This window comes from Streptomyces sp. NBC_01003 (assembly GCF_045162695.1).
In the GTDB taxonomy this organism is placed as follows: domain Bacteria; phylum Actinomycetota; class Actinomycetes; order Streptomycetales; family Streptomycetaceae; genus Streptomyces.
Map to the genome: position 1 here is coordinate 2411111 of NZ_CP108707.1, position 15476 is coordinate 2426586.

The following is a 15476-nucleotide window of genomic DNA, read 5'->3' on the forward strand; positions in this document are numbered from 1 at the left end:
GTGCAGGAGACCAGAAAAGGGACCCCGCGTCCCGTGACGCTTGCGGAACAGCGTCACGGGGCGCGGGGTTGCCAGTTGCTGGTTGTGAAGGTTGATGAGTGGGCGTGGCCGCGTGGGAGTGGGTGGCGTCATCAGCATGCGAATGGCCGCGGCTTCACGCCGAAAAGCGAGTCCCATTCTGGTGCGGCTGAACTCGTCAGACCACACCTTCACCACAAGTTCCGCATCCCGCGCCGCATGTGGGACGTCAACGGAACTGCCGCCGAACGCAAGCGGGTTGATCGCAGTGCAGACCTCGTCGATCATGTACGCGAGTTCATCCGCCCCCGCGGCAACAAGCAGGAACTCACCGAGCTCGAATCGGCGGAGCAGGAACTCGCTGAGCGCCGCGCACGCGAGGGTGGCCGGCCGAAGAGGGAGTCAAACGCATGAGCATCTGGTCGAGCGTGCCGGGTCCGGACATCCTCGCCCTCAGCGGGGCGGACGACGCAGCGAACTATCACGCCGAGGGTGAAGCCACGATCAACGTCGACGTGGCCACGAACGGCCTCCATGACCACATCCGGCTCGCCCTGTTCTTCGGCTGCCCCGAGGTGGATGCGCTGCTCTCGCCGGCCGCCGCGCGCACGCTGCGCGATCGACTGACCGCGGCACTCGGCGACGTATCCACCGCATGACCACAGCCGCGCACGGAACCACCAGGCGGGGCCGCTGCGTGAGGCCTCGCCACCCCTGCGTCGAGTCGTCCGTGATCTCCACAGACACCTTCGTACTCGCCGTCGCCGTACTGATCACGGACGGCGTGTAGTTCAAGCTCGTCCGATCCGACAGCTCGACCGTCTCGATAGTCGGGCCGGGCTCGTCGCCGTGGATCTCGTGCGGGCAGACGTTCCCGGGGTGTCGACCGCGATCAGGCGTTGCGCGCGCTCGCCGAGGGCGTCGCCGTCTGCCCGCACTGCCGGCCGGACACGGAGCTCGGCGTCCTCGATCAGGGCCGGTCCGGCGGGTCGTGGGGCCTGCGGAGCTATGGACGTGCGATGCGCCGGGTGCCATCATCACGCTGCCGTCGGGCATGGGCCCGGCGCGCAGGGGAGAGACCGTGACGCTGTACATTGCTGTGCCTCTTGTGCTGTTGGCGTTGCTCTACGCTGCCTCCGGCGTTGCGGGGGTTACTCGCGGCTGGGTGCCGCCCATGAACCGGCGCCATGTTCACGCCCCGCGGATCTACGGCTGGGGACAGCTGACGGTGGCCTTCGCGCTGTGCTGGGAGGCGGCCTTTGGGTTGTTGATCAGCGATTCGGGCATTTGGCCGTCGGCACCGCTGATCGGCAGCGCGATTCTCGTGGCCGGCTTCATCGTCATGATGATGGGGCAGCGCGCCGGTGGTAAGCGCGAGCGCGGCGGTACGCCGTAAATCTTGTCCGAGCGGTCTCGTTCGGAGTCGGATGGCATGGGCTACTGCTGTGGCGGTGCCGTTGAAGGTGCAGCCGCACATGTCATAGCGGGCGGCTTGGCCCCTGTCATGGGAGAGCCCTTCCAGCGGCGCCCCACGACCCCTAGGATCGCCGTCGGATCACGGGGCATGGATGTCAACTGGGGGCGCATATGGGCTTCTTGATAGGGATCCTGCTGATCATCGTAGGAGCGCCGCTGGTCGGCGTCATCGGCACCTGGATCGAGGACGCCGGACATGCCATGGCAGGCAAGACGATCTCCGTCGGTGGGTACCTGGCGGTGCTCGGTGTCGCGGCGTGGCTGATCATCAGCTCTTTCTGACGCCCGTAACGCCGCGACATGTGTGCGGTGCGTCGCTAGGAGACGCTTGCCCTCATCGACGACATCGGGGACGGGTGGCGTCGCCGTGGATCCGGTGCGTACCTCCATCTGGGGCGGTGAGTAGTGGCGCAAGCCCCCACTAGCGTAATGCGCATTGCGACTCGCCATGCGCCGCTTCGGTGGCGATCGGTAGGCGCGCCCTCGGACATTCGATCCGGCGGCGGACGACACCGCCCCGCTACGACCGGAGCGATCGTCGTGGGCATCGGACCGTCCAGGCCGATCACCGTATCTCAGGGCGTGAGGTACCCCGCCGTCCCGTCACGGAGCGTGCACACGATGCGCCTCGCCTGACATGGACAACGAGAACGCGGGAGACCAGCGCATCCAACACCGTTCGGGATGCGCACAGTTCCAGGACATTAGTCCAAGACTCACTCCTGCATGCTGTTTAGGAACGGTCCCTGCCGTGCGCGTAAGGCGTACGTGCACGTCGTAGGCGTGCCGGTGCGCGCTCAGTCGTGCGCCGAGACCGCCCCCAGGAGCGCGCGGATGCGGCCCGTCGCCGTGCGGAACTCGGGGGTCGCGAGCGTCTGCGCGTAGTCCCGCTCGGCCGGCAGGCCGACGTCGATGATCTCGGTGACGGTTCCGGGGCGTGGGCTCATGACGACGACGCGGTCCGCGAGGTAGACGGCCTCCGGGATGGAGTGGGTCACCAGGAGGACGGTGGTGCGGGTCTGGCGCCAGATGCGGTTCATCTCGACGTTGAGCTGCTCGCGGGTGAGCGCGTCGAGCGCGCCGAACGGCTCGTCCATGAGGAGGACGGGCGGCTCGTGCAGCAGGGCCCGGCACAGGGCGACCCGCTGCTGCATCCCGCCCGACAGCTCGTGCGGATACGCGTCCTCGAAGCCGGTGAGGCCCGTCATCCGGATCAGTTCGTCGGCACGCGCGCGTGCCAGTTCGGTGGCCATGCCGCGCATCTCCGCCTGGAGGAGGATGTTGCGGCGCGCCGAGCGCCACTCCAGGAGGGCCGCGCGCTGGAACACGTACCCGATGTCGTGGCGCGGGCCGCGCACCCGCTCGCCGTAGAGGCTGACCTCACCGGACGAGGGCGAAAGGAGCCCCGCGACGAGCTTGAGGAGCGTGGACTTGCCGCAGCCTGACGGTCCGACGATGGCGACGAACTCGCCCGACGCGACGTCGAGCGAGACGTCGGTGAGGGCGGTGACGTCCTTCTTCTTCGTACGGAAGCGGACGTCGACGTCCGCCGCGCGCACGGCGGGCCCGACGTGTCCGCTCGCCGTGGCGGCCTTCTTCAGTGTCGCGTCCTTCGGCATGGTGCAGCTCTCCTTGTGGGCTGTACGGGACGGGTGCTCAGCCCTTGATCCCGTTGGCCGAATCCCAGTAGTCCGCCACCGGCTTCGCGCTCTTGACCATGCCGGCCTGGGCGAAGACGTCGATGGTCTGCTGCCAGTCGGCCTCGGTGTTGGCGCCGGGCGCCTTGCCCTGCGTCGCGTCCGTGTGCAGGAGGGTCAGGGTCGTCTTGAACTGCTCGGACAGCACGTTCTCCGGCGGGAGTTGCTCGGACGCGCCCTTCATGGAGGCGACGGCCGGCTCGGGGCTCTTCTCCGCTGCGGCCCAGGACTCGCTGACGGCCTCGACCATGCGCTTGGCCAGATCGCCCTTGCCCTGAAGGGTCTTGGGACCGGCGATGAGCCCGTTCGAGTAGAAGTTCAGGCCGTGCTCGGAGAAGCGGAGGTACGAGACGTCCTTCTTGGCCTTGTCCTGCATGGTGGGGCCCTGGTCGCTCGCGTAGCCGAGGAGGGCGTCGGTCTTGCCCGAGATGACGGCGGCGATCTTGCCGGCGGGGTCGGTGTTCTGGACCTTGACGTCCGACTCGGAGAGGCCGTTCTTCTTGAGGAAGATGGGGAACGTCTTGGAGAGCGCGTCGCCCGCCGTCCCCGCGATGGTCTTGCCCTTGAGGTCCGACGGAGACTTGATGTTCTGGCTCGCGAAGGACTGCACCGAGGCGGGCGTCGTCTGGAGGAACACGCCGAGGCTCTTCACGTTGACGCCCTGGTCCACGCCCGCGAGCACCGCGGGGGTGTCGGCCCAGCCGAAGTCGGTCTGGCCCGCGCCGGTGGCCTGCACGGTCTTCTGCGAGCCCTGGCCAGCGCGGATCTCCAGGTCGATGCCGTGCTTCTCGAAGATCTTCTCCTTCTTGCCGTAGTAGAACGGCGCGTGCTCGCCGTACGGGTACCAGTTGAGCGTCAGCGTGACCTTGTCGAGCTTCTTGCCGGAGTCGTTGGTCGACGTGGCGTCGGAGTCGTCGCCGCAGGCCGTCACCGTGAGGGCGACGAGCGTCAGGGGGACGAGTCCGGTCAGGAGTCTGCGCGCGTGCATGGGGCGGCCCTTCTCGCGACGGTCGGTGAGTGGTCCGGGGAGGTTCCCGGGGTGCCGGCGTTCAGTACGCCGTGGTCGCCGCGACGTCGCGGCGGCTCGCGTGCCACGGCAGGAGCAGCTTCTCGGCGATCTCGACGAGGACGAACAGCACGACACCGATCAAGGACATGACGAGCAGTCCCGCGAAGAGCATCGGGGTGTCGAGGTTGCCGTTGGCCTGGAGGATGACGTAGCCCAACCCCTCGTTGGCGCCCACGAATTCACCGACGACGGCGCCGGTGACGGCGAGCGTGACGGCCACCTTGAGGCCGGAGAACAGGTGCGGCAGGGAGGCCGGGAAGCGGATCTTCCGGAAGGTCTGCCAGGGGCTCGCGCCCATCGTCGCGGAGAGCTGGAGCATCTCCGGGTCGACGGCCTTGAGTCCGGTCACCATCGAGATGACGACCGGGAAGAACGCGATGAGTACGGCGATGAGGATCTTCGGCGCGATGCCGAAGCCGAGCCAGACCACGAACAGCGGCGCGATCGCGATCTTCGGGACGACCTGGGCGAAGAGCAGGATCGGATAGAGCGTCTTCTCGACGGTCGACGAGTAGACCATGATCACGGCGGAGAAGATGCCGACGCCTACGGCGATGACGAAGCCGAGCAGCGTCTCGTACGTGGTCACCCAGGTGTGCTGCCAGAGGTAGTCCGGCTTGTCGAGGATGACGTCGAGAGTCCGCCCCGGCGACGGCACCAGATACGGCTCGACCAGCTCCGCCGCGGCGATCACCCACCAGGCGACGAAACAGACGACGAGCAGCGCGACCGGGCGCCAGCTCCGCTCGGCCATGTCCGCGGCACGCCGGCCAAGGCTGGGCCCCTGCCGGTCGGCAACTCCAGCTGTCTTGGCGGGAGTTGCTGGCAGTGTGCTCTGACTCACGATGAACTCCTACGGAATCGGGAGGCAGTTGAGGAGAGCTGAGGTAACAGAACTCGCGAGGTAACGGAACAACAGGTGGGACGGTAACGAAGAGGGGAAATCGCTTTCAGAAAGCGCTTTCTGGTACGATGTCAGCCACGCTAATGACTCGTGGAGCACAGGGTCAATAGGCCGTTCCGAAGTTTCCTGCGACCGGTGTCGCGACCGGAATCCGAGGGGGCAGAGTGAGCGAACCGCACGGGCACCCGCAAGAACCGCACGTGACTCTCGACGCGGTGGCCCGCACCGCGGGGGTCTCCCCCGCGACGGCGTCCCGCGCCCTGAACGGAACCACCCGCGTCCGCGACGACCTGTTACGCCGGGTCCGCGCCGCGGCCGACGAACTCGGCTACATCCCGAACGCCCACGCGCAGGCCCTCGCCAGCGCCTCCAACAACACGGTCGGCGTCATCTGCCACGACGTGGGCGACCCGTACTTCGCCGCGATCGCCAGCGGCATCATGGCGCGGGCCGCCGAGCGCGGGCTGCTGGTGATGCTGTCCAGCACGTTCCGCGCGCCCGAGCGCGAGATCGCGTACATCTCCATGCTGCGGGCGCAGCGGACCCGCGCGATCCTGCTCATCGGCTCCGGCTTCCAGGACCCCGCGTGGGAGCGTTCACTGGAGTCCGAGATCGCTCCCTATCTGCGCGGCGGGGGCCGGGTCGCCGTCGTGAGCCGGCACCGCAGTCTGCGCGTCGACACCGTACTGCCGGAGAACCGGGCAGGGGCGGCGGCGCTCGCCCGGGCGCTGCTCGGCCTCGGTCACCGGGAGTTCGGGGTGCTCGCCGGGCCCGCGCGGCTGACGACCGTCGCGGACCGGCTGACCGGATTCCGGCAAGGTCTCGCCGAGGCGGGGGTCGAGCTGGCGGACGAGCGGGTCGTCGAGGGCGCCTTCACGCGTGACGGCGGATACGCGGCGGCGAGCGAACTGCTGCGCCGCGCACCCCGGCCCACGTGCGTCTTCGCCGTCACCGACGTGATGGCCGTGGGGGCGCTCGCCGCGTTCCGCGACCACGGGCTGCGCGTCCCTCAGGACATCTCCCTCGCAGGCTTCGACGACATCCCGCTGGTCCGCGAACTGACCCCGCCCCTCACAACGGTGGCCCTCCCCCTGACCGGCATGGGCCGCGCCGCCCTCGACCTCGCGCTGCGCGAACCGAGGGGGCCGCGCTCGCGGGTGGAGCGGATCGTGGGCGAGGTACGGATACGGGCGAGCACGGGGACACCGGGGTGACCCGGTCGCCTCTCGGCTACTCGGCCGCTTCCCCCAGCGCTTCCAGGACCGGCCTGATCAAGGGGTGCTCCTCCGCTCCGCAGCGAACCGCCGCGAAGACCCTGCGGGTCGGAGCCACCCCGTCGACGGGGCGGACGACCGCGTCGGACAGGTCCATGCCGCGCAGCGCCGAGCGCGGCACCAGGGCGACGCCCGCACCCGCCGAGGCGAGGGCGACGACGGCGCGGAAGTCGTCCGAGGAGTGTTCGACCCGCGGCTGGAAACCGGCGTGCTCGCACGCCAGGACCACCACGTCGTGGCACGGGTTGCCGGGGAACGGGCCGATCCAGGTGTCCTTGGCCAGCTCGGCGAGCGGCACCCGGTCGGACGCGGCGAGACGGTGCGCGGCGGGAAGCACCGCGTCGAACGGCTCGGCGTACAGCGGTACGCGCGTGAGGCGGGCGTCGTCCGCGCCCGGCGCCCCCCGGTACTCGACGGCGACCGCGACGTCGACCTGCCGGTCCAGGACCATGGGCAGGCTCGCGTCGCCCTCGGCGTCCTGGACGCGGATGCGGATGCCGGGCGCCGTCCGCGCGAGGCGGGTCAGGGCCGGTGCGACGACCAGGCCGATCCCGGTGGCGAACGCGGCGACGGTGACCGTGCCGGCCGCCCCCGAGCTGTACGCGGCGAGCTCGGCCTCCGCCCGCTCCAGCTGCGCGAGGACCGCGTTCGTGTGCGTGAGCAGGATCTCGCCGGCCGGGGTGAGCCGGACACCTCTGGCGCCCCGCTCGACGAGCCGGTGGCCGGTCTCCTGCTCCAGGGCGGTCAGCTGCTGGGAGACCGCCGACGGGGTCAGATAGAGCGCGGCGGCAGCCGCCGTCACGGTGCGGTGGTCGGCCACCGCACGGAGGATGTGCAGCCGCCGCGCTTCGATCATGCGACCGATTCTCCCAAATGTGCCGCCGATGTCCGAACCGGGGGCCGTCCGGCGGATCAGGCCGGAACCGGGTGGCCGTGAATGTCCGCGCCGACGAGCGGGGTCATGGGGATCCCCCTGCTCGAGCGAAGCCGAGCAGGGGGGAGCGTGCAGCCACAAGGCGGAGGACTGGGGCATCGCGGATCGATGGTCATTGACGACAACGCCGATGGGGCCCCTGCTCCTCAAGAGCTTGAGGAAGGGCTTGCCAGAGCCCGCGCCCCGGCATGATCCGCCGGACAGGCCCCAGGTCAGCTCGCCGCCCCGGCGGACTCCGCGTCGAGCTCCGCGCGCGCCGCGACGAAGGCGTCCACGGCCCGGTTCACGTCCTCGGTGGAGTGCGCCGCGGAAAGCTGGACGCGGATCCGGGCCTTCCCCTGCGGGACGACCGGGTACGAGAAGCCGATCACGTACACGCCCCGCTCCAGGAGCAGCTCGGCCATGCGGCCCGCGACGGACGCGTCGCCGATCATGACGGGCGCGATGGCGTGGTCGCCGGGCAGGATGTCGAAGCCCTCCTGCGCCATGCGCGTGCGGAAGAGCGCCGTGTTCGCGGCGAGCCGCTCGCGCAGCTCGCCCGCCGACTCCAGGAGGTCGAGGACCTTGAGGGACGCGGCCGCGATCACCGGGGCGAGGCTGTTGGAGAAGAGGTACGGGCGCGAGCGCTGGCGCAGCAGCGCGACGATCTCGGCGCGGGCCGCGACATAGCCGCCGGAGGCGCCGCCGAGCGCCTTGCCGAGGGTGCCGGTGATGATGTCGACGCGGTCCATGACGCCGTGCAGCTCGGGGGTGCCGCGGCCGCCGGAACCGACGAAGCCGACGGCGTGCGAGTCGTCGACCATGACCATGGCGTCGTAGCGGTCGGCGAGGTCGCAGATCTCACGCAGCGGCGCCACATAGCCGTCCATGGAGAAGACGCCGTCGGTGACGATCAGGCGGCGGCGCGCGGACTGCGCCTCCTTCAACTGCCGCTCCAGGTCCGCGAGATCGCGGTTGGCGTAGCGGAAGCGGCGGGCCTTGGAGAGGCGGATGCCGTCGATGATCGAGGCGTGGTTCAGCGCGTCGGAGATGACGGCGTCCTCCTCGCCGAGGATCGTCTCGAAGACGCCGCCGTTGGCGTCGAAGCAGGAGGAGTAGAGGATCGTGTCCTCCTGGCCGAGGAACGCGGACAGGCGCGCCTCGAGCTCCTTGTGGACCTCCTGGGTGCCGCAGATGAAGCGGACGGAGGCCATGCCGTAGCCCCAGCGGTCGAGCGCCTCGTGGCCGGCGGCGATGACCTCGGGGTGGTCGGCGAGGCCGAGGTAGTTGTTCGCGCAGAAGTTGAGGACCTCGCCGGGGCGGCCGCCCGCGGTGACGGCGACCGTCGCGGACTGCGGGGTGCCGATGACGCGCTCGGGCTTGTGCAGGCCCGCGGCGGTGATCTCGTCGAGCGTGGCCTGGATGTCTTCGCGTACGGAGTTGAACATGCGTCTTCCTTTAAAGAAGAGGTCGGTCGGGAGGTCGGTGCCGGCCGGGCCGGGTCAGACGGTCCAGTCGAGGATGACCTTGCCGCCGCGGCCGCTCGCCGCGTCGTCGAAGGCCGCCTCGAAGTCACGGTGGCTGTAGCGGCCCGTGATCACCGGGGCGAGGTCGAGGCCGCCCTCCAGGAGGACCGACATCGCGTACCAGGTCTCGAACATCTCGCGGCCGTAGATGCCCTTGATCGTGATCATCGAGGTGACGATCCGCGACCAGTCGACGGCGAACTCCTCGGCGGGCAGACCGAGCATGGCGATCTTGCCGCCGTGGGTCATGTTGGCGATCATGTCGCGCATGGCGACCGGGTTGCCCGACATCTCCAGACCGACGTCGAAGCCCTCGCGCAGGCCGAGGGTGCGCTGGCCCTCGGCGATCGTCGACTCGGCGACGTTCAGGGCGAGGCTGACGCCGATCTTGCGGGCCAGGTCGAGCCGCTCCTCGCTGACGTCGGTGACGACGACGTTGCGGGCACCGGCGTGCCGGGCGACGGCCGCGGCCATCAGGCCGATGGGCCCGGCGCCGGTGATCAGGACGTCCTCGCCGACCAGCGGGAACGACAGGGCGGTGTGCACGGCGTTGCCGAACGGGTCGAAGATCGCGGCCACGTCGAGGTCGACGGGCACGCGGTGCACCCACACGTTGGCGGCGGGCAGAGCCACGTACTCGGCGAACGCTCCGTCGCGTCCGACGCCGAGCCCGACCGTGGAGCGGCACAGGTGGCGCCGCCCGGCGAGACAGTTGCGGCACTTGCCGCAGACGAGGTGGCCCTCCCCGCTGACGCGGTCCCCGACGGCGATGTCGGCGACGTCACGGCCGGTCTCGACGACCTCGCCGACGAACTCGTGGCCGACGATCAGCGGCGCGCTGATCGCCTGCTGCGCCCAGCCGTCCCAGTTGCGGATGTGGAGGTCGGTGCCGCAGATCCCGGTCCTGAGGACCTTGATCAGCACATCTCCGTGGCCGATGGACGGCTCGGGCACGTCCGTCAGCCACAGACCCGGCTCGGACTTCTCCTTGACCAGCGCCTTCAACGCACGGCTCCCGTCGTCGCACCCCGCGTCGCGGCATGCCGGGACCGGCCGCCGTGCGAGGGGAAGAGTGAAATGACAGCACGGGCGGGCGCCTTGGTGCGGCTACGGCGCGCCCTGCTGCCGACGGGGCAAATCTGCCGTACGGCGGCGCTCTTGGTCCATCGAGGATTTCTTAAGCGCCGCCGCAGGTTTCCTTCAGGCCTCCCTCGGCCCGGGGATCACGGGTGGACCAGTACGTGGGCGAGTGCCACGCGTCCCGTTCCCGTGAGCTTGATCCGTACGTAGCGGGCCTCGGTGCCCTTGCCGGCGTCCAGGACGGTGGGCCGCAGGGCCTTGCCCGGGACCTGGAGGGTGGTGGCGTCGGCGAAGTCCGCCGTGCGGGACAGCTGGACGTCGAAGCCCGTCGTGGTCATCGAGGTGTTGTTCCAGACCTCGACCTGGCCTACATGCTGTACGGAGCCCAGGTCGACCTGCCACCAGGCGCCCGGCTCGGACAGGGTGCGGGTGTCGGTGGAGGTGTCGCCGTCGGTGGCGTACGTCGCCGCCGCGGTGCCGTCCGTCGAGGACTGGGTCGCGGTGCCGCCTCGCGCGAGGTCGGGGCGCAGCTGTTCGACGCGGCCTTGGCCCTGGGCGCCCGCCGCGGCGGCCACCTTCAGCGCGGCGGCGGGGAGCCGGTCGAGCTCGGTGTGGTTGTCGGTCATCGCCGAGCCGGTGCCGGCGAGGGCGGGGGCGTCGGTGTCGGTCCAGTTCCCGGTGGCGTGGTTGTCGATGCCGTAGTCGGCCCAGTTCGACACCCACTTGTAGCCGAGGCGGGTGAGGACGTTGCCCTCGACGCGGATGTGGCTGGACTGTTCGTCGAGGTAGATGCCGTTGCCGTCGCGCTCGGTGTTGCCGAAGGCGCTGCGGTTGATGTAGTTGCCGGAGATGACGGTGCCGGGCTGGGCGCGCTGGGTGTAGATGGCGCCGCCGTCGTGCTGGTCGTGCTCGACGCGCATGACGTTCGTGATCCGGTTGTTCGTGATCCGGTTGTCGCGCAGGACGGACTTCCGGGCCTCGGGCTGGTTCCAGCCCCAGCCGACGGAGATGCCCGAGTAAGGCAGGTCGTCGAGGGTGTTGTGGTCGATGACAGTGGCGGCCTCGTAGCCCGCCCAGATGCCGACGGCGTCGGTGAACTCCACTCCGGTGCGGCGGATGGTGTTGTACGACACCGTGTTGCGCGCACCCACGAGTTCAGGGGCCGGCATGGGTTCCGTGTCCCCTATGTAGGCGGCTCCGGAGGACAGGTCGGTGAAGCGGGACCGGGTGACCTTCGAGTCCTGGGTGCCGGCTTCGAACACGACTCCGGCGCCGCCGAGCCGCCTGAACTCCACCTGGTTCACGGTCACATGCCTGCCGCCGCGCACGGTGAGGGCGGCGGAGGGCTTGGTGTAGTAGCGGCCCGCGTGGTCGGCGGGGCCGGTGGCGCCGGTGAGTACGAGTCCTGCCTGCATGCCGGCATAGCCCTCGTCGGTGGAGGGCTGGTGCCAGGCCGCGTACTCAAGGCCGATGCCCTCGACGCGTACGTCGTGGGCGCCGTCGAGAACGAGGAGCCGCTCGGTGGCGGGGGTGACGGCCTTGGCGCGGCGCATGTCCTCGCCCTTGCGCGGCAGATAGGTGAGGGTGCGGGCGTCCGAGTTCCAGACGAACTCGCCCGGCTGGTCGAGGAGTTCGGGCGCGTTCTCGAAGTAGGCGACCTTCGCGTAGCGCGACGAGTCGACCGTGGTGGTGTCCCAGGCGGGGCCCGTGCGGTTCGTGCCGGAGGCCGAGTTGGTCCAGCAGGGCTGGGCGAAGGTCAGGACGTCGCCGGTGACGGAGTCGATGCGGCAGTGGTAGTTGCGCCAGCGGACGCTGATGACGGCCTCGGCGTCGGTGGGGTGGGCCCAGGAGGCGATGCCGGTGGCTTTCGCGCCGGTCATGCCGGTCTTGGTGGCGTCGCACACGGAGGCGGCGCACGACGCGCCGCGTGCGCGCACGGCCCGTACCCCGTCGACGAAGAGCTGGCGGGGCGTGACGCCTTCGGGGACGTGTGTGGTCCAGGTCCCGTCGGTGTTGCTGTCCCAGCCCTTCAGCCCCCTGCCGCCGGAGAGCACGGGGTGGGCGCCTCGCGCGGCGGTCCAGGTGACGGTGTGCCCGTCGCGCCCGGAGTCGGCCGCGCCGAGCTCCAGGGATCTGCTCAACGTGTAGGTGCCGTCGGCGAGTTCGACGCGCACGTCGCGTCCCTCGATTGTGCGGGCGGCGTCGCGGGCGCCGTCGAGGGAACAGGGGCGGCCGTGCGTGCAGGCCGTGCCGGAGCCGTCGGGGGCGGCGTGCAGGACGCGGGCGGACGGCTCGGCGTGTGCGGCGGGGGCGGTGGACAGCAGGGCGGCCGTGGCGGCGAGGGCGACGGCGATGCGGGTGCTGTTCATGGTCGGCGTCAGCTCCAGTCGGGGTGGCCGGGCATGGGCGGGTTGTCCTTGCTGAACAGCCAGTCCTCCAGGAAGGGCCGGAGCGACGAGTCGTGCGTGACCCGTACCGCGTTGTCGATGAAGTCCTGGGAGTCGGCGTTGGCGTGCCGGTGCTTCGTGAGCCAGGACTTCATGATCGCGTCGTAGTCGTCCTGGCCGACCCGCTGGTTGAGGGCGTACAGCACGACGGCGGCCCCGTCGTAGATGTTGAACCCGCCGAGTTCGGTGGGCAGTCCGGGTGGCCCGTCTGTCTTGCGCACGGCGTCGAGCTTCCCGTACGCCGTCCTCATCTTGTCCTCCATGGAGGCGGTGCCCTGCTGGTCGGCCCACAGGGCCGCGTAGTAGACGGCGGGTCCCTCGTTCAGCCAGGCGCTCTGCCAGGTGGTGGGCGTGACCGAGTCGCCGAACCACTGGTGGGTCATTTCGTGGACCATGACGTTCGTGTACGTCGTCGACGTGGACGCGTCCTTGAACCAGCCCGGCCCGAACAGTGACAGGGTTTGGTTTTCCAACGCGTCACTGTAGCCGTCGCGGACGATCTGCATCCCGTAGGTGTCGAACGGGAAGCGCACGCCGAGGGTCTGCTCCAGCCACGCGATCTGGCCGCCGGTCTGCTCGACGATCGGCCGGTACGTGGCCACCTGGTCGTCGGGGACGTAGTGGCGCAGCTTCACTCCGTGCGGCCCCCGTCCCGTCAGGAGTGTCTGCTTCTCCACGGAGATGCCGAGGAGTTCGGAGGCCATGGGTGCGTCGAGCCGGAAGTCGGAGGTGGTCTTCCCCGCTCCGGCCGGGCGGGTGCCGGTCGCGGTGCCGTTGGCTCCGGGCGTCCAGCCGTCGGGGGCGGTGAGGTGGAAGGTCCAGCTCGCCTTGTCCATCGTGGTGTCGTTGACGGGGGCGAACGTGTCGGCGCGGGACGACTGCGCCGCGGAGGCGAACCCTCCGTCGCTCATGTAGCGCCAGCCGGGGACGCCGACGGGCTTCGTCTTGCCGTTGCCGTGATAGGTGACGGCGACCTCGAAGGGACGGTTGTCGTGCAGGCCGCCGGCGGGGGTGATCGTCAGCTCCTGGCCGCTCTTGCCGAGCGATACGGCGAAGGCCGCGTCCTTGCCGTTGACCGTCACCGCGTCGATGGCGAGCGAGTCGATGTCGAGGTTGAAGGAGGAGAGGTCCTGGGTGGCCTTCGCGCTGATCTTCATGGTGCCGGTGAAGTCGTACGTCACCGGCGTGAAGTCGAAGGACAGGTCGTAGTGCCGGACGTCGTAGCCGCCGTTGCCGAGCGTCGGGAAGAGCGGGTCCCCGACGCCGTCCGCGCCGGGCTTCGGGTCGAACGGGTGGGCCTGCGCGGGCGCGGCCAGAGCGAGGGTCGCGGCGGCCGCGGCGGTGGCGATGGCGGCGCGTACGGTGCGGGTCACTTGCCGGCTCCCTTCTGGGCGGCGTCCTCGAATTCGGAGCGGCACAGCTCGCCGCCCTTGGCCAGGTAGTCCTTGACCAGAGCGTCGTAGTCCTTCATGGACTTGCGGCCGGAGATGATGTCCTTGAGCCCGTCGAGCTTGAGCGTGTAAAGGCTGCCGTATCCCTTCGAGTCCCAGGTCGGGGACGTGTAGTCCAGGAAGTCGGACTTCTCCAGCATCGGGATGAGCTTCGTGTACGCCTCGTGCGCGTGCGTCACCGCGTCCTTCGACGTCGGCGAGAAAAGGGCCGGGATGGCGGAGGCGAGCTTGCCCCAGGGGACGCCGATGTCCTGGCTGCCGGTGGACGTGAGCACGGGGATGCCCTTGGCGTCGCGCTTGAAGTCGGCGCCCTCCACCCCGAAGTTGATGAGGGTGTACTCCTCGGTGCCGAACGGTGCGGCGATGAAGTCGAGGAGGCGAAGAATCTGCTCGACGCGCGCCTTGGGAGCCTTCTTCACGAAGGACTCGCTGAGCGTGGCGTTGTCGGTCCAGGTGACCGCCTTGGTGCCGACCGGCACGAAGGGCCGCACGTCATAGCCCTTGTCGATGGCGGCCATGGCGTCGACATAACCGCTGGAGGGCTGAAGGTAGGCGGGCATGCCGTCGTAGACGTAAGCGCCCTTGCCGTTCTTGAAGAGGTCCGTGTACTGGGCCTTCTGGGCGCCGGTCATGGCGAGGGTGCCGGGGTAGTAGCAGCCCGCCTTGTAGAGCTTGGCCGCCATCTCGACGGCAGAGCGGTACTCGTCGGTCTCGAGGTCGGCGGTGAACTTGCCGGTCTTCTTGTCCATCGACCAGAAGTAGGGCGCGCCTGCCGACATGGCGAGCATGCTGGTGGCGCCCGCGATGATCGCGTACTGCTTCTTCTTCGGCTGCGTCAGCTCCTTGCAGACCTCGAAGAAGCGGTCCAGGTCGGTGATCTGGTCGAGGTTGTCGACCCCGACCTCCTTGAACAGGTCGTGCCGGTAGAAGCCGGCGCCGGAGGTGCCGTAGCGGGTGATCGGGACGCCGTAGAGCTTGTCTCCGTAGAGGGCCTGCTGCCACGCACTCGCCGGGATCGCCGCGAGGTTCGGGTACGCCTTGACCTTGTCGCCGGACAGGAACGGCGTCAGGTCGGCGCATTCGGCGGCGAGGAAGGCCGCCTTGTGGTCGACCCCGCCGGTCTCCGGATACATGAAGACGTCCGCGAGGTCACCGCCCGCGACCATCGTCGAGAACTTCGCCGGATAGTCGTCGGCTGCCACGGCGGTGATGTCGACCGTGCCGCCGAGCCGCTTCTCGATCGCCTGCCAGGCGGCGTTCCTGCCGCGGTCCGGGGCGGGCGGCGCATAGGTCTCGGTGAACGTCTTGACGGTCTTGGCTCCCTTGAGCGGAGCGCCCTGGACGGAGCGCACCGGGGTCTTCGGGTAGCTGTAGAAGGCGTTGGGCACACCGGCGGCCGTGCCGGGGAGGTCGGCCTTGACGCTGTTGGCCGTGACGGTGGACGGCAGCACCTTGCGGCTCTTCGCGGCGGACTTCTCGGCGGCGCCGCCGTCACCGCACGCGGTCAGCAGCGGGGCCGCGGCGAGTCCGAGGCCCAGGCCGAGGGACGTCCTCAGCAGGTTTCTGCGATTGATGGGGGTGGAGCGCGGCACGGTGAACTCCTCGGTGACGGAGGGGACAT

The 15476-nt window shown here is 69.7% G+C and carries 15 protein-coding genes; 6 read left to right on the forward strand and 9 right to left on the reverse strand.

What is annotated here, in order from left to right; translation table 11 throughout:
* The first annotated feature begins 33 nt into the window (after positions 1–33).
* The 5 genes from OG698_RS11255 to OG698_RS11275 all read left to right on the forward strand — a co-directional run bounded on the left by OG698_RS11255 (position 34) and on the right by OG698_RS11275 (position 1776).
* Complete coding sequence (locus tag OG698_RS11255; RefSeq protein ID WP_406102961.1) at positions 34–432, forward strand: hypothetical protein; 399 nt, start codon at positions 34–36, stop codon at positions 430–432.
* Positions 429–677 (forward strand): hypothetical protein, encoded by a 249-nt coding sequence (locus OG698_RS11260; RefSeq protein WP_406102963.1) that lies wholly within the window; start codon positions 429–431, stop codon positions 675–677. The genes OG698_RS11255 and OG698_RS11260 overlap by 4 nt, the downstream gene beginning before the upstream one ends.
* Before the next feature lie 240 nt (positions 678–917).
* A complete protein-coding gene (locus OG698_RS11265; protein WP_406102964.1) occupies positions 918–1103 on the forward strand; it encodes a DUF6233 domain-containing protein in 186 nt (61 codons plus the stop codon).
* On the forward strand, positions 1100–1414 hold the full coding sequence (locus tag OG698_RS11270) for a hypothetical protein (RefSeq protein ID WP_406102965.1): 315 nt from the start codon (positions 1100–1102) through the stop codon (positions 1412–1414). The genes OG698_RS11265 and OG698_RS11270 overlap by 4 nt, the downstream gene beginning before the upstream one ends.
* A gap of 191 nt (positions 1415–1605) precedes the next feature.
* Positions 1606–1776 carry a hypothetical protein gene (locus OG698_RS11275; protein ID WP_406102967.1) on the forward strand — a complete coding sequence of 57 codons (171 nt, stop codon included), beginning with the start codon at positions 1606–1608 and terminating at the stop codon, positions 1774–1776.
* Between the two features lie 515 nt (positions 1777–2291).
* Here OG698_RS11275 and OG698_RS11280 read toward each other — a convergent pair.
* From OG698_RS11280 to OG698_RS11290, 3 genes are all read right to left on the reverse strand, one after another.
* Complete coding sequence (locus tag OG698_RS11280; RefSeq protein ID WP_406102969.1) at positions 2292–3113, reverse strand: ABC transporter ATP-binding protein; 822 nt, start codon at positions 3111–3113, stop codon at positions 2292–2294.
* A 37-nt stretch (positions 3114–3150) separates the two neighbouring features.
* Positions 3151–4179, reverse strand: coding sequence for an ABC transporter substrate-binding protein (locus OG698_RS11285; RefSeq protein ID WP_406102970.1), 1029 nt, complete (start codon positions 4177–4179; stop codon positions 3151–3153).
* Between the two features lie 61 nt (positions 4180–4240).
* Complete coding sequence (locus OG698_RS11290) at positions 4241–5104, reverse strand: ABC transporter permease (RefSeq protein ID WP_399968316.1); 864 nt, start codon at positions 5102–5104, stop codon at positions 4241–4243.
* Positions 5105–5364: 260 nt separating this feature from the next.
* On the opposite strand from OG698_RS11290, the gene OG698_RS11295 reads away from it, so the two are divergent.
* Complete coding sequence (locus OG698_RS11295) at positions 5365–6378, forward strand: LacI family DNA-binding transcriptional regulator (RefSeq protein ID WP_406110963.1); 1014 nt, start codon at positions 5365–5367, stop codon at positions 6376–6378.
* Positions 6379–6394: 16 nt separating this feature from the next.
* Here the strand turns inward: OG698_RS11295 and OG698_RS11300 are convergent, their stop codons facing one another.
* The 6 genes from OG698_RS11300 to OG698_RS11325 form a co-directional block, all read right to left on the reverse strand.
* Complete coding sequence (locus OG698_RS11300; protein WP_329568539.1) at positions 6395–7294, reverse strand: LysR family transcriptional regulator; 900 nt, start codon at positions 7292–7294, stop codon at positions 6395–6397.
* 290 nt (positions 7295–7584) lie between these two features.
* The gene (locus OG698_RS11305; protein WP_406102971.1) at positions 7585–8799 is read right to left on the reverse strand and encodes a glycine C-acetyltransferase; all 1215 of its coding nucleotides are present in this window, start codon (positions 8797–8799) and stop codon (positions 7585–7587) included.
* Between the two features lie 54 nt (positions 8800–8853).
* The gene (gene tdh, locus OG698_RS11310; protein ID WP_406102972.1) at positions 8854–9882 is read right to left on the reverse strand and encodes an L-threonine 3-dehydrogenase; all 1029 of its coding nucleotides are present in this window, start codon (positions 9880–9882) and stop codon (positions 8854–8856) included.
* A 218-nt stretch (positions 9883–10100) separates the two neighbouring features.
* Complete coding sequence (locus OG698_RS11315; RefSeq protein WP_406102973.1) at positions 10101–12326, reverse strand: right-handed parallel beta-helix repeat-containing protein; 2226 nt, start codon at positions 12324–12326, stop codon at positions 10101–10103.
* An 8-nt stretch (positions 12327–12334) separates the two neighbouring features.
* Positions 12335–13777, reverse strand: a complete 1443-nt coding sequence (locus OG698_RS11320; protein WP_406102974.1) for a M1 family metallopeptidase — start codon at positions 13775–13777, stop codon at positions 12335–12337.
* Positions 13774–15447: a hypothetical protein gene (locus OG698_RS11325; protein ID WP_406102975.1), complete on the reverse strand. Its 1674-nt coding sequence runs from the start codon at positions 15445–15447 to the stop codon at positions 13774–13776. The genes OG698_RS11320 and OG698_RS11325 overlap by 4 nt, the downstream gene beginning before the upstream one ends.
* Between the last annotated feature and the right edge of the window lie 29 nt (positions 15448–15476).